The following is a 19,267-nucleotide window of genomic DNA, read 5'->3' on the forward strand; positions in this document are numbered from 1 at the left end:
GTCCGGCAATGAACTGACATCACAAAAAACGTCAAGAGTCGCTGCTGCATATTCGGTTGGAATCGCGTCCCCGGCGGTGGTGTAATATCACTCACCAGGTCGTGGTTTAGACTAACGCCCTGAGCCAGGGGGGCGAAGCATATTCCGCCGCCCGTTAGTCCGATGCTCATTCAGCCGCATTCAAAGAACCCGTTTGGGACCCAGAGGTTCTGCGATTTACCACGATTAGGAGAATGACTGATGCTGCAAAACCAGCAATGCAAAGCTCCAGCGTTTTCAGCAAGTGACTGCTATCGTAATAGAAACGAATCTTGCTTCGTCCGCTCACCTCCACAGCGGGAAAAAACTCCAGAAACTTCTTCAATTCCACAGGCTTTCCATCCAGCGTGGCTCGCCAATCCTCATTGATGCGAATTGGGAAAACGACCCATCCATGGGTTGCGCCCGAATATTCCACCGTCAGGTCATCCGGTCGATATGTCGCAAGGTGCACAGGGCCAAAATCCGCGTCCGGTTGTCCGCTCAAATCATTCACATAATAGGCCGAACCTGAAACCGCATGATTTTCGATAACGCTAATGCCCGGCTCTACCGACGCCGTCGAGAAATTCCGTGGAGTACGAACCCTGTCGCCAATCTTAATCATTGGCATGCCGGGAAATACACTCGACCCAATTTGATAAGTTGCTCCTCCAGCGGTTTCGAAGGCCCATGCACTGAGCGGCTTCTCGCTATCCGGCTTGATCATTGAAATGACGTACCGATAGGTTCCGGCCGTAAGAGGGATATCTTGATTGAAACGAAAGGTGGCGAATTGGTTGTTGCGTATCGCCTCCGGGGGCAATTCAGCATGGGCTACGAGGAGTGCATCCCGGTAAAGATCAAGCGTCACTGCAGAAGGGGCGAAATCCTGATCATAGGTTGCGAGCAGCACCTGTACATTCGTAGCGTTCATGGACTTGTCGATTAACAAGTCACCGTTAAGGGCACCGCTGTTAAGAGGGAGAGTAGCTCGCTGACCCGTGCCAGCGGTTTCGTAATCCAAGTCGACACAGTTGTCTTTAATAAGGAGGAAACGGATCGCGGCGTAGGTAATGTCTCGGCTGGAGAAATTAATGTCGGAGCATTGAATGACTGATGCCGTGTATGTTGTCTGAAAGGAAGGCAATATGTCCGCGATTATCTTTCTTTGAGCATCGGTACGAAAGCCATGAGCAAATAACTCTGGCAATCCATAATTTGATAGAAAACCAGATACATGAAAGCTGTTATCCGCTACAACACTTTGACCCGGCAAAATCTTAGATAAAACATAGGATAAAGATGGAGTGATTGGAAAGAACGTATCGATATCAGGTCTCGCATTATACTGCCTGAACCAATATCCTAGATTAATTGCCTGCAATACACACAGAAATAGCACTGTATGCAATTTATAAGACGAATTAATTTTTAAAGGCGATACAGACTCCATAGAAGGTAATATGATTGAGAGTGAGTAAGACGACAATATAGCTGCCGACACTCCGAATAATATTGACCCTCTGCTCCATGCATTGAAGCCAAACCCCGGAATTGCCTCCACTAACTCGGCGGGCGCCGCCCCAAAAACAGTCGCCAGCATGAATATTGCCACGATTAGCCCAAAAAAAGCAAACCGATTAGGAAACTTAAAAATAAGACATAGTGCAAGAAGAGCAAGGAGAGCGGCAGGTGCTCCAGCCGAAAAGATGCGCTCAACGCGGAAATGATTCACAAAGTCGAAGCCGAACATATAAATGATATCGTAGGGCGTGAACCACGTTCCACCTGTTCGGCTCGATAGATCAGTTGAACCTAGAATGCCCTTGACTTGCAAGAGACCTGGAAGGGCGAGGAACGCACCGGCAATACCTGCGCATCCCAGCCCCATAGCTCGCCTGATCGCAAGCTGGTTGATGCCGGCGCTCCAGAGTTCGGTCCAGAGGAGTATGACCGCCAGTGTCAGAGATGAGAGGGTTCCAAGGAGGGCAACAAATGGAAAGCCGCCCAGGGCCATCAGGGCCACGCTGAAGGAGAACCCCAAGGCCCAACTCAAACGGCCTGTTTGCCAATATCGAAGTTGGGTAGCGAGCACCCATGGAATTAGAGCGCCGGTCGTCACGTGCGGCCAATGTGCCCAGGCGATGTTGAAACCGCAAAATGCAAATACCATGGCACCAAAAACCGCGGCCACACGATTTCCGAACATGAAAAACAACAGAAAATAGGCGCCGAAAGCAGCCAGGAGATAATTCGACAGAATTGCGAACGTGTAACCCATAGCCTCGTTCGGCGTGAGGGCATAAACTAAAAAAGGTATTGAAAGGCCTTCATAAATCGGTGCCTGGATGCCAGCCGCACCGAGTTGATGGAGGGGGTTCCATAGTGGGATATGCCCTTCCCGCAACTCTCGCCTGAACTCCCGCCAGTTTGGCAGCCGATGATCCAATGCGTCGGAACGCTCTATGTTGACAAGTGGAGTGTCGATCCCGGCATTGTCCCATCCTGGATAGGCCAACAGCAGATCCATCGGCGCCAGCGTTTGCCGAAAAGGATTCACGCCCACGATCCCCAGGACAAGAGCGAAAAGAAGCACCATCGAAATGATGTGTCGCAAAAGCGGAACCCGGTCCGGCATATGGGTGTCTTGCACGGATGTCGCCGTCATTTGCCGCGTCATGCGCTTTTCCCTTTTCGGATAGCCAACTCTACCAAGGCGACCAGGCAATCCCCAAGAACGGTGACAAGCCGGTTGCCGAGGGCAACCGCGGTGGCCGATGGGGCCGGCAGACCCGCGGCAGCAAGCCCCATGATCAGAACGGCCTCGCGCACGCCAAGCCCGCCTGGCGCGCCCGGAACGACAAAGCCAATGAGCCAGGCCACCGCTCCTATGCCGATCAACTCGGCCATATGGCTCGTATCGTTCAAGGTCCTAGAAAGCGCGACGATCAGCAGCCCATTGCCAATGAAAAACAGTGCATAAAGGAAAAACGCTTCAGCACATACCACAAGCGCTCTGCCACCGATGTCGGCCATCCTGAAGCGGAAAAATAGTCCCATCCCGATCGCAAGCGCCAAAAGACCGGCGGCGACCAATCCCAAAGTCAAAGTAGGATTGTGTGGACCATACTGTCGATACGCGCTTTGGAAAATCGGCCCCGCCAGCAATGCACCCAACGCCCCGGCAGCCAGAACGGTGATGGACAATTCACCTATTTGGGCAACGGCAAGCGCTCTGTTCGACGCCCCGGCGTTGCGGGCAAGGGCAAAACGACCAACCATATGCATCACATTGCTCGGCAGGTATTTGTAAACCTGTATCCGTCCAAAAATGGCAAGCGCACGACCCAATCCAAACGAAGCCCCATCGACGAGAACCAGGAACCGGTACCAGGCGATACCGACCAGTTGCAGAATGACTGCATAAGCGACAGCGCACCCCAATATGGCGATCAAGAAGAGCGGGGAAACGAACTGGCGTTGCACATCGCCGAAGGAGCGATGGATCGCCAGCCCCACGAAGACGAGCGCCGCGAGACTGACGGCCATCGCTCCAAGGCGAACTAAAGACTTTAGCCTGAGCCTGCTGCTTTTGGGTGGCTGTGCCGTCTGCGTTGGCTCAGTCACAGCGGCAAAGGACCATGGTCCAGGGAAAGGGCTTGCTGACTTTCACGACCTTTAGCGTCTTGCTCAACAGATCGATGAAAGACGCGGATGACCAGTGATTGATATGCCCTGGCGTGTTGCCAAACTGGGTTACATATTTTCCCCTGGCGACATTCAGGACCCGCCAGATCGGCTCTCGCGGCACGCTGACAAGGAGATACGGCTTGCCAAGCGATTTCAGGACCGAGAGCGCTTGTTGCGTATTTGGAACATGCTCGAGAACCTCACAGCATATTACCAATTCAGCGGAGTTCGCCTGCGGCGTCAGTTCGAAAAGCGAGCGCGTTTCAAACAACGGCGCTATCCCACGCTTGACGCATTGCTCATTGGCCTGCGAAACACTGACGCCTTCCAGATCGCTGCCGCGGACGTTCCACCCCCGATCATGAAGTCGAATGGACAAATTTCCTTCGCCACAGCCGACCTCGTAGGCATTGCGAACGCCTGTCTCGGCCGTCAACGCATCGAAGCTACTTAAAAAGCCATCCATCAAATATCGCGCAACCGGATTCCGGGTGTTGTACTTATCATAGTAATTACCTGGAACGTTATCGTAAGCGACCGGCGTATCATTCATCTTATATCGTTCCGCCTACACTTTCATTCTTGATTTTGCTCTCCATCGCAAACGACCGGACCCTGGCCCTTGCACCATACTCTTGCTGCAATTGCCTGATCCTTATTTCTTCAAGCAATTGCCTGTTGACCGCGATGAGCTCGGAAATGATGCCGCTCATCGCAAGAATGCCGGCAATCGCGAGCAAGGCGCTGGACAGAACGAGTGACTGGATGTTGCCACTGCCTTCGCCCATCAAATAGTGGACAAGGAACCGGATAACCCCGATCACCCCCGGCGCGGCGACGATTGCCGCACATGTCGAGAAGAAGCGCAGCGGGCTATAGACGACAAAAATCCTCACGACCGTTATCAACGAGCGCCGCACATAGCTCGGTATGCTCTTGACCAGCCGCGAGGGTCGAAGATCGCCGTTGACGCGGATCGGCACCGAGGTGATCGGGATGTTCCTGCGCCCCGCCTGGATGATCGTTTCCAGCGTATAGGTATAGCGGTTGAAGACATTGAGCTGTATCGCCGCGTCGCGATGAATGGCCCGGAAACCGCTCGGGGCGTCAGGGACCGTCGTGCCACTGGCAAGCTTGACAACGAAGCTGCCAAGCTTCTGCAGAAATTTCTTGACCGGTGAAAAATGCTCTATCTCGCTGATCGGCCTTGCGCCGATGACGATCTGAGCTTTTTTCTCCAGTATTGGCCGGACGAGATCGGGAATGCAGGAGGCATCGTACTGGTTGTCCGCATCGGTGTTGACGATGACGTCCGCGCCCAGTTTCAGCGCGGTTTCGATGCCGGTCATGAACGCTTTGGCAAGCCCCTGATTATGGGGCAGCGAGACCACGTGATCGACGCCGTTTTCCCGGGCGACCTCGACCGTGCGGTCGGTGGAGCCATCATCGATTACGAGCCATTCCACCGTGCTGAAACCCGCGACCTGACGCGGCAGATCGGCCAGTGTGACGGCGAGCGTCCCCTCCTCATTCAAGCATGGGATTTGAATAATAAGCTTTGACAATCCACCCTCTTCTTTCCGCAAGGCTGATAGGCTGCCGTATTCCATATGGACCTAAAGAACTTTGCTTCCGCGCGCTACCTGCTTTGGCAAAATATGCTGTTTTTGCGGCTGACAAAAACGGCGCGAGGAGCTCCGGGCGGCGCCGAGTTCATGGCGTTCAGGCGAACTCGCTCAGGGAGCCATTATGCATTGGTCACGAGCCGGATGGCGGGGGCCGCCGACATTGACCGACATCTGTTCTGAGCTTGCCGGTATTGCCCTGCGCCGGTGGCCGGTTTTGCCTTGCGCGGGTTCGCGTCTCTCAGGGCAGGACCCGACGCACCACTGCTTCCGTCGAAAGCCGCCAGTCCGGCGCAGACCAGCCGAAGGCGGAGGCGAACTTCGCGCTCGATAGCCGGGAATTGGCAGGGCGTCGTGCCTTGGTCGGGTAGTCCGTCGTCGTAATGTCGCGGACCCGCGCTGAAGGACCGCCAGACACGCGGCTCGTGTCGAGGATATGACGGGCAAAGCCGCTCCAGTTGGCCTCGCCGGTGCCGGCCAGGTGATAGATGCCGAACGCGGCGAAGTGCTTGTTGCGGTGCAGCGTGGCCGCGGCATGCAGGATCGCATCGGCGATATCCAGCGCTGAGGTGGGATTTCCCCATTGATCGGCCACCACTGAGATCTCGTCGCGGTCGGCCGCAAGCCGAAGCATGGTTTTGACGAAATTCTTGCCGAACGGACTGTAGACCCAGGCGGTACGCAGGATCAGGTTGCGCGGATTGGCGGCGGCCACCGCCTGTTCGCCGGCGAGCTTGGTAGCGCCGTATACGCTGGCTGGCGCGGTCGCATCGGTTTCGACATAGCTACCGGAAGCGCTGCCGTCGAAGACGTAGTCGGTCGAAAGGTGGATGACGGGAACGCCAAGCCGCGCCGCGGCTTGCGCCACCTTGCCGGCGCCGACGGCGTTCACCCTGAATGCCAGATCGGGCTCATCCTCGGCCTGATCCACGGCCGTGTAGGCGGCAGCCGAGACGACGACGTCAGGCCTGGCCGCAGCAATGGCTTCGATCACGGTGTCGGGGTTTGCCAGGTCGAGCTGCGGACGGCCAATGGCGATGACGTCTACACCGGCAAGCTGGCCGGCCTCCAGAAGGCTCGACACAACCTGGCCTTCGCGTCCGGTGACAACGAGCCTCATGCGGCCCCCTTGCGGGCTTCGCCCAGTCTTTCGCCGGCATAGTTCTGCTCGCGGATTGGCCCCCACCACCATTTGTTGTCGAGGTACCAGTCCACGGTTCTGGCCAGGCCGCTGTCGAAATTCTCGTTGGGCACCCAGCCGAGGTCCCGGCTTATCTTCGATGCGTCGATGGCGTAGCGGCGGTCATGGCCGGGGCGGTCGGTGACGAAGGAAATCAGGTCACGGTAGCTCTTGCCGCCGGCCCGGGGACGTCTGCTGTCGAGCAGGTCGCAGATCGTCTCGACGACGCTGAGGTTTGTCCGCTCCGAATTGCCGCCGACATTGTAGCTCTCGCCCGGCGTGCCCTTGGTGGCGACCAGTTCCAGGGCTCGGGCGTGATCCTCGACGAACAGCCAGTCGCGCACATTGGCACCGGCGCCATAGACCGGCAGCGGCTTTTCGTCGAGCGCGTTGAGGATGACGAGCGGGATCAGTTTTTCGGGAAAATGATAGGGGCCGTAATTGTTCGAACAGTTGGAGAGCACGACCGGCAGGCCGTAGGTCTCGTGCCAGGCGCGGACCAGATGGTCCGAGGCCGCCTTCGAGGCCGAATAGGGCGAGGACGGCGCGTAAGGCGTCTCCTCGACGAACATGCCGCCATCGAAAGGCAGGTCGCCGAACACTTCATCGGTCGACACGTGATGGAAGCGGAAGCGGCCCTTCCTGTCGTCGTCAAGGCCGCGCCAGTATTCGAGCGCCGCATTGAGGATGCGGTAGGTGCCGACGATGTTGGTCTCGATGAAGGCGCCAGGCCCATCGATCGAGCGGTCGACATGGCTCTCGGCGGCAAGGTTCATGACGATGTCGATATCGTCACGGCGCATTATGTCGAGCACCGCTTTCTCGTCGCATATATCGACCTGGGCGAAGCGATAATTGTGCGCGTTCTCGATTTGCCGCAGCGAGGCCAGGTTGCCGGCATAGGTGAGCTTGTCGAGATTGGTCACCCTATAGGCCGGATTGGCGCACAGATGCCGACACACCGCCGAACCGATGAAGCCAGCCCCGCCTGTCACCAGAAAATTCATGCCGCTATCCTCATGCCCATCAGGCAAACACTTCGGCCTCGGCGAGCACCGGCGCCTTGAGGTCCTTGTCCGAAAGCTGGAATCCGCCAGCCACTGAAGGCCATTCGATGCCGATGATGGGATCATCGAAGCGAACAGACCGATCGTGCTCGGGCGAATAGGTGTCGGTAACCTTATAGAGAACCTCGGTGTCGGGCACGAGCGTCACAAAGCCATGCGCGAAACCCTTCGGCACCAGAATCTGATTGCCCTTTTCGGCCGAAATCTCGCAGGCTACCCACTTCCCAAAGGTTTTCGAACCACGGCGGATATCGACTGCGACGTCGAGGATACTGCCGCGAATGACGCGCAGCAGCTTGTCCTGGGCCCGCGGCTCGAGCTGGTAGTGAAGCCCTCGCAAGACGCCTGCCGTAGCGGAATAGGAGTGGTTGTCCTGGACGAAAACCAAGTCGATGCCCGCCTGCGAAAACCGCTCGGCATTGTAGGTTTCCATGAAGAAGCCGCGTGCATCGCCATGTCGCTTGGGAACGATTTCCAGCACGCCATCGATGCCGAGGGACCTGATCTCCAAAGCTTAGCCCTCCAACAGATCGGCGACGCGCCGCCGCAGATAGGCGGCATATTCATTTTTGCCCAACCGAGTTGCGCGTTGCAGCACTTGCTCTGCCGTCAACCAGCCCTGCTCGAAGGCGATCTCCTCAGGGCAAGCAACCTTGATGCCCTGCCGATGTTCGATCGTGCGCACGAAAGAAGAGGCTTCGTGCAAACTGTCGTGCGTGCCGGTGTCGAGCCAGGCATAGCCACGTCCCAAACGGTGCACGTGCAGCTTGCCGCGCTCGAGATAGACATTGTTGACAGCCGTGATCTCGAGCTCGCCTCGCGCCGAGGGGCGGATCGTCGGGGCGATGTCGACCACGTCATTGTCGTAGAAATAGAGACCGGTGACTGCCCAGTTCGACTTCGGCTTCTGCGGCTTTTCCTCAATCGTCAGCGCGGTTCCGGTTGCCCTGTCGAAGGACACAACACCATAGCGCTCGGGATCCTCGACATGGTAGGCGAACACCGAAGCACCCGCTTCGCGCGCAGCGGCGGCGCGGCAAAGCTGCGACAGGCCGTCACCGAAATATATGTTGTCGCCAAGAATCATCGAGACACTGTCTTTGCCGATGAAATCACGGCCGATAATGAAAGCTTCCGCAAGACCATTGGGCTGCGGCTGCTCGGCGTAGGAGAACGCCAGCCCGAACTCCGATCCGTCGCCGAGTAAATCACGAAAAGCCGGCAGATCACGCGGCGTCGAAACAATCAGAATCTCACGGATTCCCGCGAGCATCAGTACGCTCAGCGGATAATAAATCATCGGCTTGTCGTATATCGGAAGGATTTGCTTAGAGACTGCTAATGTCAGTGGATAAAGACGCGTTCCACTGCCTCCAGCAAGGATAATTCCTTTCAAGAAGCTCTCCTTGACATGCTGAGCCCCCCGGCCCTGATCGACCGTGCTTAGGTTTCATTCAATGGCTTGTCAATGCGGCACCCGGCACAGGAGAGGTCTGTTTCGCACGCCAGGACATGACCTCCGCCACCCCTACCCAAAATACGCCTGGTACCACTCGACGAACCGCCCTACCCCGTCTGCCACGGACGTGCCGGGGCGGTAGCCAACAGCCTCCTGCAGCGCGGAAGTGTCGGCGAATGTGTCCGGCACGTCGCCGGCCTGCAGCGGCAAGAGTTCTATGACGGCCTTGCGGCCAAGCGCGCTTTCCAACGCCTCGACATAGGCGGTCAGCCTCACCGGATTGTTGTTGCCGATGTTGAAGATGCGCCAGGGCGCGCTGCTCGTTGCCGGATCCGGATGACCGGAATCCCAGGCGGGATTGCCGGCTGCAGGGCTGTCGCTGGTCCGGATCACACCTTCGGCGATGTCGTCGATATAGGTGAAATCGCGCGTGTGGTTGCCATTGTTGAACAGCTTGATCGGCTCGCCGGCCAGAATGCTCCTGGTGAACAGGAACAGCGCCATGTCGGGGCGCCCCCAGGGGCCATACACGGTGAAGAACCGCAGCCCGGTCGTCGGCAGCCCGAACAGATGGCTGTAGCTGTGCGCCATCAGCTCGTTGGCGCGCTTGGTCGCGGCGTAGAACTGCAGCGGATGATCGGCCGGGCGGTGCTCGGAAAACGGCATGTCGGTGTTGGCGCCGTAAACGCTCGAGGTGCTGGCATAGGTCAGGTGCGCTATGCCGGCATTGCGGCAGGCCTCCAGCATGTTGGTGAAAGCGACGATGTTGCTTTCGACATAGGCGCGCGGGTTTTCCAGGCTGTAGCGCACCCCTGCCTGGGCGGCGAGATGGATCACCCGATCAAAGCCGTGAGCGGCAAAGCAGCCGTCCACGATTTCGCTGTTTGCAAGATTGCCGTGGATGAAATGATAGCCGGCATTGGTGCGTTGGCTGGCTTCGGCCAGCAGCCGCAGCCGCGCCTGCTTGATCCGCGGGTCATAGTAGTCGTTGACGCTGTCGATGCCGACAACCTCGTCGCCACGCTCCAGAAGCCGCCTGGCGACATGATAGCCTATGAAGCCGGCGGCGCCGGTGACCAGAACCTTCATCGGAAGCGCCCATCCTCGGGAATGGATCCCTGACGTCTATGGCACGCCAATCTTCCTACAGACCTCAGGAGCGTTTCAGCAGCGACCAGACGGCCGGCACAAGGCTTGCCGCCAGCGCAACCTTGATGAGGTCGCCGACGATGAACGGCACGACGCCGAACTGCCAGGACTTTTCCGGGCCGATCAGCAACGCCAGCCAGGCAAAGCCCATCGCCATCATCACCACTTCGGCAACCAGCATAGCGTTGAAAAGCTTGATCGGGTGGCGATCCCAGCCGCGATCCGCGGCCCAGCCGACAATCGCCGCCATGACGACAAAGCCCGCGAGATAGCCACCCGTCGGGCCGACCATGTAGGCAAGGCCAATGCCCTTCTCAGGCGTGCCCTGGAAGACCGGGAAGCCCATGGCGCCTTCCGCCATGTAGAGCAGCAGCGTGGCGACGCCGAGGCGAAGGCCGAAGGCCGCGGCGATCAGCAAGACGGCGAGCGTCTGCATCGAGATGTCGACGGGCCCCAGCACAACCTTGGTCTTGGCCGACAGGGTCAGCAGCAGCGTTCCGGCAATCGCCAGGAAAAGCTGTGTTGCCAGTCGCGCCGCGCCTTCCTGCGGCAAAGCCAGAGAAACAAGCGGGCGCATCGTCGTTGCAGTTGCCATGGTCTTCCCCATTCGGTCTAGCGCGATCCTATAATCGCGGTCCTGCGTTTTCCTATATTGGCTTGCGTGCTATGCGGCAATCGGTTTTGCCGTTCCGGGAACAATGTGCCGACATGGCTCTCAAATTCGATACCAGCTTCGATCCGCACTACGGCCAGGGCGTGAACGTCGGCCCGGACGTGCAGCGCGTCACGGTCCGGAACCCCAGCCCCTTCACCTTTCATGGCACCAACAGCTATGTCATCGGGCGCGACACGCTGGCGGTCATCGATCCCGGGCCGGATGACGAGGCGCATCTTCAGACCTTGCTCGGTGTGATCGCCGGCAGGCCGGTCAGCCATATCTTCGTCAGCCACACGCATCGCGACCATTCCCCGCTGGCGGCCCGGCTGAAGGAGCGCACCGGTGCTTTGGTGATGGCGGAAGGGCCGCACCGGCCGGCGAGGCCACTGCATATCGGCGAGACCAATGCGCTCGACGCCAGCGCCGACACCGCTTTCATTCCCGACATCGCACTCCCGGACGGCGCGTTGGTCGCCGGCGACGGCTGGGCGATCCGTACGGTTCTGACCCCCGGCCACACCGCCAATCACGCGGTGTTCGCGCTGGAAGAAACCGGCATCCTGTTTTCGGCCGATCATGTCATGGCGTGGGCGACATCGATTGTCGCGCCGCCGGACGGGGCCATGGCCGATTACATGGCGTCGCTGGACCGCATGATCGAGCGCGACGACCGCCTGCTGCTGCCTGGGCACGGCGGGCCGGTGACGAAGCCGCGCGCTTTCATGCGGGGACTGAAGACCCATCGCAAGATGCGCGAGCGGGCCATATTGGAGCGGGTCAGAGCCGGCGACCGGACGATTCCCGACATGGTGAAGGCGATCTATCGCGACACCGATCCCCGGCTGCATGGTGCCGCCGGACTGTCGGTACTTGCCCATCTCGAGGACCTGGTGGCGCGCGGGATGGTATCGACAGACGCCGCCCCCGCTATCGACGGCATTTTCATCCCAACCCGATAGGGCCTGCCCCCGGGGGGCTCCCGAAGGCGCTGGATCCGTGGGAAAATGCCTATTCGGCCGGAGCCGCTCCGACCTGGCCGGCGACTTCCTGATCCAGTTCCGCCAGGAAATCGGTGATGCGCGCGGCATTGTCACCAAGGTCGTAGCGGCCGTAACGCGAGGCCGACCGCATGTCGACGATCACGCTATCGCCATCGTCCGTCACGCGGATCGCCACATCGGCCGGAAGGCCGAGCACGAAACCCTTGGCGACAGCGGTGATGGTCACGTCGCTTTGCCCGGCAAGGTCGGGATAGGGTTCGGAAAGATCCCAGCTGCGCCGGTCGAGCACGGTTTCGACGGCATTGACGATGGTCTCGAATGGCAGGTCGTAGCTGCGCGCGGTGACCAATGGATAGCTGTCGGCCTGCAGCCTCTGTTCGCCCGGCGTCGATGGGGACAGCACATTCATGTCCTTTGTCCGCTCGCTGACGTCGAGCGCGGGCGGCTCATCGAAATCGGTCGAAATGTCCCTGAGCGGCGGATAGATCGTCGCCCAGTAGGCGGCAACGCCATAGGGGCCCAGCACCAGCAGTGCCAGCAAGGCGCCGACGGTCAGGTCGCGGCCGCCGCGATCGCCGAATTTCCATAGTCTCGAAAAGGCAAAGGCGGCGAACAGCAGCGCCAGCGCCGCGAGCAGCGCGACGATGCCGAGCACCCACAGGAACACCGGCGTCTCGACGAGATCGAAGCGGTGGCCGGCAAAGTCGGTCAGCAAAAGCACCGCTGAAAACGCGGCCGTGCGCCGCGACCAGCCGGCAGCCTTCGACGTTCGCCGTTCGGGAATGCTAACCATGGTTCTCTGCGTTGCCCCAACCCGGACGGAGGTTTAGTGCCTTTTCGCGGCGGCTTGAAGCCGAAACACGCAACATCCCCTCAATCCGTCGGCAAGCGGTAGTCCCTGAACTGCTGGCGCAAGGTGATCTTCTGGATCTTGCCGGTGGCGGTATGCGGTATTTCGCCGACGAAGGCGACATCGTCGGGCATCCACCACTTGGCCACCTTGCCATCCATGAAGTGGAGAATATCCGCCTTGGTCGGCTCCTTGCCGGGCTTGGTAACGACGACCAGCAAGGGCCGCTCGCCCCATTTCGAATGATGGACGCCGATCGCCGCAGCTTCCGCCACGTCCGGGTGGCCGACGGCCAGATTCTCGAGATCGATGGTCGAAATCCATTCGCCGCCGGACTTGATGACGTCCTTGGCACGATCGGTGATCTGCATGTAGCCGCCGGCGTCGATGTGAGCGACATCTCCGGTATCGAACCAGCCGTCCTCATCGAATTGCTCCGCCCCGGCGCCACCATAATAGGCGCGAGCGACGGCCGGGCCGCGCACTTTCAGGCGGCCAAAGGTCTTGCCATCCCAGGGTTGCGCATTGTTCTCGTCATCGGTCACCTTCATTTCAACGCCGAAGGGCGGGTAGCCCTGCTTTTGCTTGATATCAAGCCGAGCCTCGCCCTGGAGAGCGGTATATTCCGGCTTCAAGGTGCACAGCGTGCCGAGCGGCGACATTTCAGTCATGCCCCAGGCATGGATGACCTCGACACCGTAATCGTCATGGAACTTCGTCATGATCGCGCGTGGACAGGCAGAACCGCCGATGACGACCTTGTTGAGATAGGGAAGCTTCTTGCCAGTCTCCTCCAGATATTGCAGCAGCATCATCCAGACGGTCGGTACGGCGGCGCTGAAGGTTACCTTCTCGGTGTCGAGCAACTCATAGATCGAGGCGCCATCCATCTTGCAGCCGGGCATGACCAGCTTGGCGCCGATCATCGGCCCGCTCTGGCCAAGGCCCCAGGCATTGGCGTGGAACATCGGCACAACCGGCAGGATCGTGTCGCGCGACGACAGCCCCATCGCGTCGGGCATGGCGGCGATCATGGCGTGCAGCACGTTCGAGCGGTGGCTGTAGACGACGCCCTTGGGATCGCCTGTGGTGCCTGATGTGTAGCACATGCCGGCGGCGGTGCCTTCGTCGAAGGCCTTCCAGGCGAAGTCACCATCGGCCTCGTCAAGCCAGTCCTCATAGGCGACGGCATTGGGCAAGGTCGTCTGTGGCATGTGCGCCTTGTCGGTCAGCACGATCACCTTCTTCAGCGATTTGACGGCACCGGCGATCTTTTCCAGCAAAGGAATGAAGGTGAGGTCGACGAAGACCGCCTTGTCCTCGGCATGGTTCATGATCCAGACGATCTGCTCGGGAAACAGGCGCGGATTGAGCGTGTGATAGATCGCGCCGACGCCCATGATGCCGTACCAGGCCTCGAGGTGGCGCGCCGTGTTCCAGGCCAGCGTGGCGATACGGTCGCCCAAGCCATAGCCGTCCCGCTCCAGCCGCTGGGCGACCTTGAGAGAACGACGATGGATGTCGGCGTAGGTGGTGCGCACGATGGGCCCCTCGATCGAGCGCGATACGATCTCGCGCACCCCATGCTGCCGTTCGGCGTTGTCGATAAGCTTGTGGCACAGCAGCGGCCATTCCTGCATCAGCCCCAGCATCCGGTTCCTCCTCCCTCGCGCATTTTGCGTCGTAGCTTTGGCGCATTGTGAAGCGAACCGGCGGATTGTCCAGTCACCCGCTCGCGCGGGACACGAATTTCAGGGTCCGTGCCGCAACGGCAAGCAGTTGATTTTTGACATGTTTTGGATTTTGGACTGCTGGGCATTCGTGCCACCGCGATGGCAGGACGGTCGAAAACACTGCAGGCGCTACGGTGTCCTATCCCACGAAATGACTGGGAAATCCGCCACAATCCGGCCATCGTCGGCGTTAAGCTTCGTTAACGGGTAAAGGGGGCGATTGGCGACTGAAAGAGGTTCGCATGGACACGCAGCTCGACGACAAAGCCCTTGAGAGCACACTTGCCGAAAGCCTGGCCGATCTGGTGCCGGACGAAAAGACTGTTTCCGAAGACGAATTTGTTGAAGTTGTCGGCGGCGCGCTCGAAGCGGTCGGCGGCACGCTCCTGTTCAAGATGTGCGTCCAGAACGAGGGGGAAGGCCAGCACGTCGCGGCCGCATCCGTCGGCGCTGGAGGCAATCGCCAGTTCCTGCTGCTCACCTTGCCGACCGGCGGCGGCTCGCTGAAGGTCGAGACCGTTTCCAGGAGCAGCAACCCGGTTGCGGGCATCGCGGCCGCCTATGCCGGACTGATGGACGCATTCAAGACCGCCGCCTGAGCCACGGCTGCCACTCGAAGCGCTGCAGCGCCACGCCTTGGTGATTGGCGCGCCTGTTTTCGTGATGTGAACCCACCTTGCGCAACAGCTGTGCCCGCCACACTTTAAGGGGCCACGCAAGGAGAACCAGCATGGACAAGATCGCCAACCCGGCACCCGGCTTCCAGCGCAACCCCGACAAGATCATCACCATCAAACCCTATGTCGGCGCCGTCACGGTGCGCGCTGGCGATACGGTCATCGCGTCGTCCACGAAGGCCAAGGTCCTGAGCGAAGCGCCCTATCCCGCCGTCTTCTACATTCCGTTCGCCGACATCGATTTCGACAGGCTGAGCGGCACCGAACACTCGACCCATTGCCCTTACAAGGGCGATGCCAGCTATTGGAGCGTGCTGCCTGCCGGCGAAGCCGGTCAGAACGCGATGTGGGCCTATGAGCGGCCTTTCGACGAAATGACCGAAATCCGCGACCACGGTGCTTTCTACGCCAGCAAGGTGACAATCGAAGCCACGCCGGGTTGAGTAGGGGTCAGTTCCAGCTCGTCCTGCGGAATTAGTCCGTGGTGCCGTGATTGCCTGTGCCGTCGGCATCGTCGAGGCGCACGAAGATCATGCCTTTGGCTTTCAGCGCCAGCAGGCCCTGCACCACGCCCTCGCCGGCGGCGTGGGTTGGCTGGTTGATGTGTGAGATGATGACGTCGCCGTCCTTGGCCGCGGCGATGCGCTTGGCGGTTTCCTTGGCGCCGAGCAGCGAACCGCCATCGCCATTGATCGAGAAGCCGGCAATCTTGAAGCCGAGCTTGCGGATCATCGCGATCGCCGAGGGGCTGTATTCGGCAGTTGCACCGCGGAACCATTTGGGCGTCGGCTCGCCGGTCCTGGCGAGCGCCGCGGCCCCCGACTCGACTTCGGCCAGCACGGCATCCGGGCTGCCGGCACTCTTTATGCCATAGATCTTCTGTGGCGTGTCGACCGCCGGAATGTGGCGGCCGCCGTGATTTTCCAGTTCGAAAAGGTCTGGATGCGCCCGCATGATCTCGACGGCCGCGGCATTGCGCCTCAGCCAGATGCCGGTGACGAAAATGGTGGCGGGGATCTTGTTTTCCACCAGGGCCGAGAGAATGCGTGTGTCGGTCCGTCCGTCGCAAGCATCGAACGTGAGCGCAACGCGGCCCGCTCCGCTCGCCGCAGGCTTGATGTGCAGCGTGGGCTCGACCAGCGTCGCGGCATGGGCGCTCGATACAGCCACCAACGACATGGCGATCATGCAGAGATGTCTTTGCAGCAGACGCATCAAACCGAATTCCTGATTGGCGATTTCAAGCCGGCATCCAAAGACCCGCATGAAGGCGGAAATCGGACGATGGATAGCAGAAAAATGCATGGCGCGGCAATTTGACTGCCCTGGTGCACGCGCCATTTCGGCAGCCTGACGAGCCGTTGCCCTTCAGACAGCGCGTTGCCGCTTCATCTCGGTGCGATTACGCAATGCCTGATCTCCCTATCCGCGCCCCGCTTTCGCCACCTTTACCGCGGCCTGCGCGGCCGCCAGCCTGGCGATCGGCACGCGATAGGGCGAGCACGACACATAGTCGAGCCCGACCTCCTCGCAGAAGCGGATCGATGCCGGGTCGCCGCCATGTTCGCCGCAGATGCCGAGCTTGATGTCGGGGCGCGTCGCCCTGCCCTTTTGCGCGGCCATGCGCACCAATTCCCCAACGCCGTCGATGTCGAGCGAGACGAATGGATCCTGCTCGATGATGCCTTTCTGGCGGTAGGTCTCCAGGAACGAGGCCGCATCGTCGCGCGAGATGCCGAACGTGGTCTGGGTGAGGTCATTGGTGCCGAAGGAGAAGAACTCGGCTGTAGCGGCGATGACATGGGCGCGGATCGCCGCGCGCGGCAGTTCGATCATCGTGCCGGTGAGGTAGTCGATCTTGACGCCGCTCTCCTCCATGACGCTCTTGGCGACCGCATCGATGCGCGCCTTCACATAGTCGAGCTCCTTCACCAGGCCGACCAGCGGCACCATGATTTCGGGGACGACCAGCGCGCCGGCCTTCTGGCCGGCCTCGACGGCGGCCTCGAAAATGGCGCGTGCCTGCATCTCGGCGATCTCGGGATAGGAGACGGCCAGCCGGCAGCCGCGATGGCCGAGCATCGGATTGAATTCGTGCAAGGCCTCGGTGCGCTGCCTGAGCTTGTCGGGCGACACATTCATGACGGCCGCGACCTCGGCGATTTCGGCCTCGGTCTTGGGCAGGAATTCATGCAGCGGCGGATCGAGCAAGCGTATTGTCACCGGCAGGCCGGCCATGATCTCGAACAATTCCAGGAAATCCGAGCGCTGCATGGGCAGAAGCTTGGCAAGGGCGGCGCGCCGATCCTTTTCGGTGTCGGCCAGGATCATCTCGCGCATGGCGACGATGCGGGCGCCGTCGAAGAACATGTGCTCGGTGCGGCAGAGACCGATGCCTTCAGCGCCGAAAGAACGCGCCATGCGGGCATCGAGCGGGGTTTCGGCATTGGTGCGCACCTTCATGCGGCGCACGGCGTCCGCCCATTCCATGATGGCGGCAAAATCGCCGGACAGTTCGGGCTGCAGCATCGCCACGGCGCCCTTCAGCACCTGGCCGTTGCCGCCGTCGATAGTGATGATGTCGCCCTTGCGGAAGGTCTGCCCCATCGAGAGCAGCGTGCCGGCCTTGTAGTCGACGCGCAGCGAGCCGGCGCCAGACACGCAAGGCTTGCCCATGCCGCGCGCGACGACGGCGGCATGGCTGGTCATGCCTCCGCGCGTGGTCAGGATACCTTCCGCGGCGTGCATGCCGTGGATGTCCTCGGGGCTGGTCTCGATGCGCACCAGGATCGCCTTGCGGCCCTGGGCCTTGAGATCCTCGGCATCGCCGGAGGAAAAGACGATCTCGCCGGTGGCAGCGCCCGGCGAGGCCGGCAGGCCGACGCCGATGACGTCGCGCGCGGCCTTCGGGTCGATGGTCGGGTGCAGCAATTGGTCGAGCGAGGCCGGATCGATGCGGGCGACGGCTTCCTCCTTCGTGATCAGGCCGTCCCTTGCCATTTCGACGGCAATCTTCAGCGCCGCCTTGGCGGTGCGCTTGCCCGAGCGGGTCTGCAACATCCACAACTTGCCGCGCTCGATGGTAAATTCGAGGTCCTGCATGTCGCGATAGTGCTTTTCCAGGCTGTCGGAGATGGTGACGAAGGATTGGAAGGCGTCCGGCATCAGCTTCTGCAGCGACGGCTTGTCGGAACCGGCTGCGATGCGGGCGGCTTCGGTGATGTTCTGCGGCGTGCGGATGCCGGCGACGACATCCTCGCCCTGTGCGTTCACCAGGAATTCGCCATAGAGCTGCTTTTCGCCGGTCGAAGGGTTGCGCGTGAAGGCGACGCCGGTGGCCGAGGTCTCGCCCATATTGCCGAACACCATGGCCTGGACGTTGACCGCCGTGCCCCAGCTTTCTGGGATGTCGTGCAGGCGACGATAGGTGATGGCGCGGTTGTTCATCCAGCTCGAGAACACCGCGCCGATGGCGCCCCAGAGCTGCTCCTGCGGATCCTGCGGGAACGGCCTGCCGAGCTCTTCCTCGACCTTGGCCTTGTAGAGCTCGATGACGCCTTGCCATTCGATGGCCGTCAGTTCGGTGTCGAGCTCATGGCCGAGGCTTGCCTTCTGGTCTTCGAGGATTTCCTCGAACACCTCGTGATCGAGGCCCATGACGACATCGGAATACATCTGGATGAAGCGGCGGTAGCTGTCATAGGCAAAGCGCGCATCGCCGGAATCGGTGGCCAGCGCCTCGACCGTTTCGTCGTTGAGGCCAAGATTGAGCACGGTATCCATCATGCCCGGCATCGAGGCGCGAGCTCCGGAGCGCACCGACACCAGCAGCAGCTTCGAAGGATCGCCGAACCGGCGGCCGGTCAGCCGGCCGATGTGATCGAGCGCGACCGCGACATCGCCTTCCAGCCCCGCCGGATAGGCGCGGCCATTGGCATAATAGGCATTGCAGACCTCGGTGGTTATGGTGAAGCCTGGCGGCACCGGCAGGCCCAGGCTGCACATCTCGGCCAGGTTGGCTCCCTTGCCGCCCAGCAGATTCTTGTCGCCGGCACGGCCTTCCGCCGCACCATCGCCAAAGGTGAAAACCCATTTGGTCATGCTTTGCTCTCCGGTTGCAGGAGATTGGAAAGATTGGCGAAACGGAAAGTTCCACC

17 protein-coding genes are annotated in these 19,267 nt (G+C 60.3%); 3 read left to right on the forward strand and 14 right to left on the reverse strand.

The window, feature by feature from the left end:
- Positions 1-166 precede the first annotated feature (166 nt).
- The 10 genes from JG747_RS26860 to JG747_RS26905 all read right to left on the reverse strand — a co-directional run bounded on the left by JG747_RS26860 (position 167) and on the right by JG747_RS26905 (position 10,786).
- Entirely contained in the window at positions 167-2,701 is a 2,535-nt protein-coding gene (locus tag JG747_RS26860) for a hypothetical protein (RefSeq protein WP_202360385.1), read from the reverse strand.
- The gene (locus tag JG747_RS26865) at positions 2,698-3,570 is read right to left on the reverse strand and encodes a lysylphosphatidylglycerol synthase domain-containing protein (protein WP_202360386.1); all 873 of its coding nucleotides are present in this window, start codon (positions 3,568-3,570) and stop codon (positions 2,698-2,700) included. Before JG747_RS26865 ends, JG747_RS26860 begins: the two co-directional genes overlap by 4 nt.
- A 70-nt stretch (positions 3,571-3,640) precedes the next feature.
- On the reverse strand, positions 3,641-4,264 hold the full coding sequence (locus tag JG747_RS26870) for a class I SAM-dependent methyltransferase (protein ID WP_038645467.1): 624 nt from the start codon (positions 4,262-4,264) through the stop codon (positions 3,641-3,643).
- Between the two features lies 1 nt (position 4,265).
- Positions 4,266-5,276 (reverse strand): glycosyltransferase family 2 protein, encoded by a 1,011-nt coding sequence (locus JG747_RS26875; protein ID WP_244748236.1) that lies wholly within the window; start codon positions 5,274-5,276, stop codon positions 4,266-4,268.
- 301 nt (positions 5,277-5,577) lie between these two features.
- On the reverse strand, positions 5,578-6,456 hold the full coding sequence (rfbD, locus tag JG747_RS26880) for a dTDP-4-dehydrorhamnose reductase (protein ID WP_202360387.1): 879 nt from the start codon (positions 6,454-6,456) through the stop codon (positions 5,578-5,580).
- Entirely contained in the window at positions 6,453-7,523 is a 1,071-nt protein-coding gene (gene rfbB / locus JG747_RS26885; protein ID WP_202360388.1) for a dTDP-glucose 4,6-dehydratase, read from the reverse strand. Before rfbB ends, rfbD begins: the two co-directional genes overlap by 4 nt.
- Positions 7,524-7,542: 19 nt before the next feature.
- On the reverse strand, positions 7,543-8,094 hold the full coding sequence (gene rfbC / locus JG747_RS26890; protein WP_019857026.1) for a dTDP-4-dehydrorhamnose 3,5-epimerase: 552 nt from the start codon (positions 8,092-8,094) through the stop codon (positions 7,543-7,545).
- 3 nt (positions 8,095-8,097) lie between these two features.
- Complete coding sequence (gene rfbA / locus JG747_RS26895) at positions 8,098-8,979, reverse strand: glucose-1-phosphate thymidylyltransferase RfbA (RefSeq protein ID WP_038645459.1); 882 nt, start codon at positions 8,977-8,979, stop codon at positions 8,098-8,100.
- Between the two features lie 132 nt (positions 8,980-9,111).
- Positions 9,112-10,131, reverse strand: coding sequence for an NAD-dependent epimerase (locus JG747_RS26900; RefSeq protein ID WP_038645458.1), 1,020 nt, complete (start codon positions 10,129-10,131; stop codon positions 9,112-9,114).
- A 64-nt stretch (positions 10,132-10,195) separates the two neighbouring features.
- On the reverse strand, positions 10,196-10,786 hold the full coding sequence (locus tag JG747_RS26905; RefSeq protein ID WP_027046626.1) for a biotin transporter BioY: 591 nt from the start codon (positions 10,784-10,786) through the stop codon (positions 10,196-10,198).
- 113 nt (positions 10,787-10,899) lie between these two features.
- On the opposite strand from JG747_RS26905, the gene JG747_RS26910 reads away from it, so the two are divergent.
- Entirely contained in the window at positions 10,900-11,808 is a 909-nt protein-coding gene (locus JG747_RS26910) for an MBL fold metallo-hydrolase (protein ID WP_064983003.1), read from the forward strand.
- Between the two features lie 49 nt (positions 11,809-11,857).
- Here JG747_RS26910 and JG747_RS26915 read toward each other — a convergent pair whose 3' ends face one another.
- Positions 11,858-12,643 carry a DUF1499 domain-containing protein gene (locus tag JG747_RS26915; RefSeq protein WP_202360389.1) on the reverse strand — a complete coding sequence of 262 codons (786 nt, stop codon included), beginning with the start codon at positions 12,641-12,643 and terminating at the stop codon, positions 11,858-11,860.
- Between the two features lie 80 nt (positions 12,644-12,723).
- Positions 12,724-14,352, reverse strand: coding sequence for a fatty-acid--CoA ligase (locus JG747_RS26920; protein WP_202360390.1), 1,629 nt, complete (start codon positions 14,350-14,352; stop codon positions 12,724-12,726).
- A gap of 323 nt (positions 14,353-14,675) precedes the next feature.
- Between JG747_RS26920 and JG747_RS26925 the strand changes: the two genes are divergently transcribed.
- Entirely contained in the window at positions 14,676-15,032 is a 357-nt protein-coding gene (locus JG747_RS26925) for a hypothetical protein (protein ID WP_010914922.1), read from the forward strand.
- 131 nt (positions 15,033-15,163) lie between these two features.
- Positions 15,164-15,553 carry a DUF427 domain-containing protein gene (locus tag JG747_RS26930; RefSeq protein ID WP_202360391.1) on the forward strand — a complete coding sequence of 130 codons (390 nt, stop codon included), beginning with the start codon at positions 15,164-15,166 and terminating at the stop codon, positions 15,551-15,553.
- Positions 15,554-15,584: 31 nt separating this feature from the next.
- On the opposite strand, the gene JG747_RS26935 is transcribed toward JG747_RS26930, so the two are convergent.
- Together JG747_RS26935 and ppdK are read right to left on the reverse strand one after the other, a co-directional pair.
- Positions 15,585-16,325 carry a polysaccharide deacetylase family protein gene (locus JG747_RS26935; RefSeq protein ID WP_202360392.1) on the reverse strand — a complete coding sequence of 247 codons (741 nt, stop codon included), beginning with the start codon at positions 16,323-16,325 and terminating at the stop codon, positions 15,585-15,587.
- A gap of 207 nt (positions 16,326-16,532) precedes the next feature.
- Complete coding sequence (ppdK, locus tag JG747_RS26940) at positions 16,533-19,211, reverse strand: pyruvate, phosphate dikinase (RefSeq protein WP_202360393.1); 2,679 nt, start codon at positions 19,209-19,211, stop codon at positions 16,533-16,535.
- Positions 19,212-19,267: the final 56 nt, after the last annotated feature.

The sequence above is a fragment of the Mesorhizobium sp. 131-3-5 genome (genome assembly GCF_016756575.1).
Classification (GTDB): Bacteria; Pseudomonadota; Alphaproteobacteria; order Rhizobiales; family Rhizobiaceae; genus Mesorhizobium; species Mesorhizobium jarvisii.

What these genes read in the sequence shown, in the direction of transcription:
- JG747_RS26860 (WP_202360385.1), bottom strand. Translation starts at nt 2,701, where the DNA reads ATGACGCGGCAAATGACGGCGACATCCGTGCAAGACACCCATATGCCG.
- JG747_RS26865 (WP_202360386.1), bottom strand. Translation starts at nt 3,570, where the DNA reads ATGGCCGTCAGTCTCGCGGCGCTCGTCTTCGTGGGGCTGGCGATCCAT.
- JG747_RS26870 (WP_038645467.1), bottom strand. Translation starts at nt 4,264, where the DNA reads ATGAATGATACGCCGGTCGCTTACGATAACGTTCCAGGTAATTACTAT.
- rfbD (WP_202360387.1), bottom strand. Translation starts at nt 6,456, where the DNA reads ATGAGGCTCGTTGTCACCGGACGCGAAGGCCAGGTTGTGTCGAGCCTT.
- rfbB (WP_202360388.1), bottom strand. Translation starts at nt 7,523, where the DNA reads ATGAATTTTCTGGTGACAGGCGGGGCTGGCTTCATCGGTTCGGCGGTG.
- JG747_RS26900 (WP_038645458.1), bottom strand. Translation starts at nt 10,131, where the DNA reads ATGAAGGTTCTGGTCACCGGCGCCGCCGGCTTCATAGGCTATCATGTC.
- JG747_RS26905 (WP_027046626.1), bottom strand. Translation starts at nt 10,786, where the DNA reads ATGGCAACTGCAACGACGATGCGCCCGCTTGTTTCTCTGGCTTTGCCG.
- JG747_RS26910 (WP_064983003.1), top strand. Translation starts at nt 10,900, where the DNA reads ATGGCTCTCAAATTCGATACCAGCTTCGATCCGCACTACGGCCAGGGC.
- JG747_RS26915 (WP_202360389.1), bottom strand. Translation starts at nt 12,643, where the DNA reads ATGGTTAGCATTCCCGAACGGCGAACGTCGAAGGCTGCCGGCTGGTCG.
- JG747_RS26920 (WP_202360390.1), bottom strand. Translation starts at nt 14,352, where the DNA reads ATGCTGGGGCTGATGCAGGAATGGCCGCTGCTGTGCCACAAGCTTATC.
- JG747_RS26925 (WP_010914922.1), top strand. Translation starts at nt 14,676, where the DNA reads ATGGACACGCAGCTCGACGACAAAGCCCTTGAGAGCACACTTGCCGAA.
- JG747_RS26930 (WP_202360391.1), top strand. Translation starts at nt 15,164, where the DNA reads ATGGACAAGATCGCCAACCCGGCACCCGGCTTCCAGCGCAACCCCGAC.
- JG747_RS26935 (WP_202360392.1), bottom strand. Translation starts at nt 16,325, where the DNA reads ATGCGTCTGCTGCAAAGACATCTCTGCATGATCGCCATGTCGTTGGTG.
- ppdK (WP_202360393.1), bottom strand. Translation starts at nt 19,211, where the DNA reads ATGACCAAATGGGTTTTCACCTTTGGCGATGGTGCGGCGGAAGGCCGT.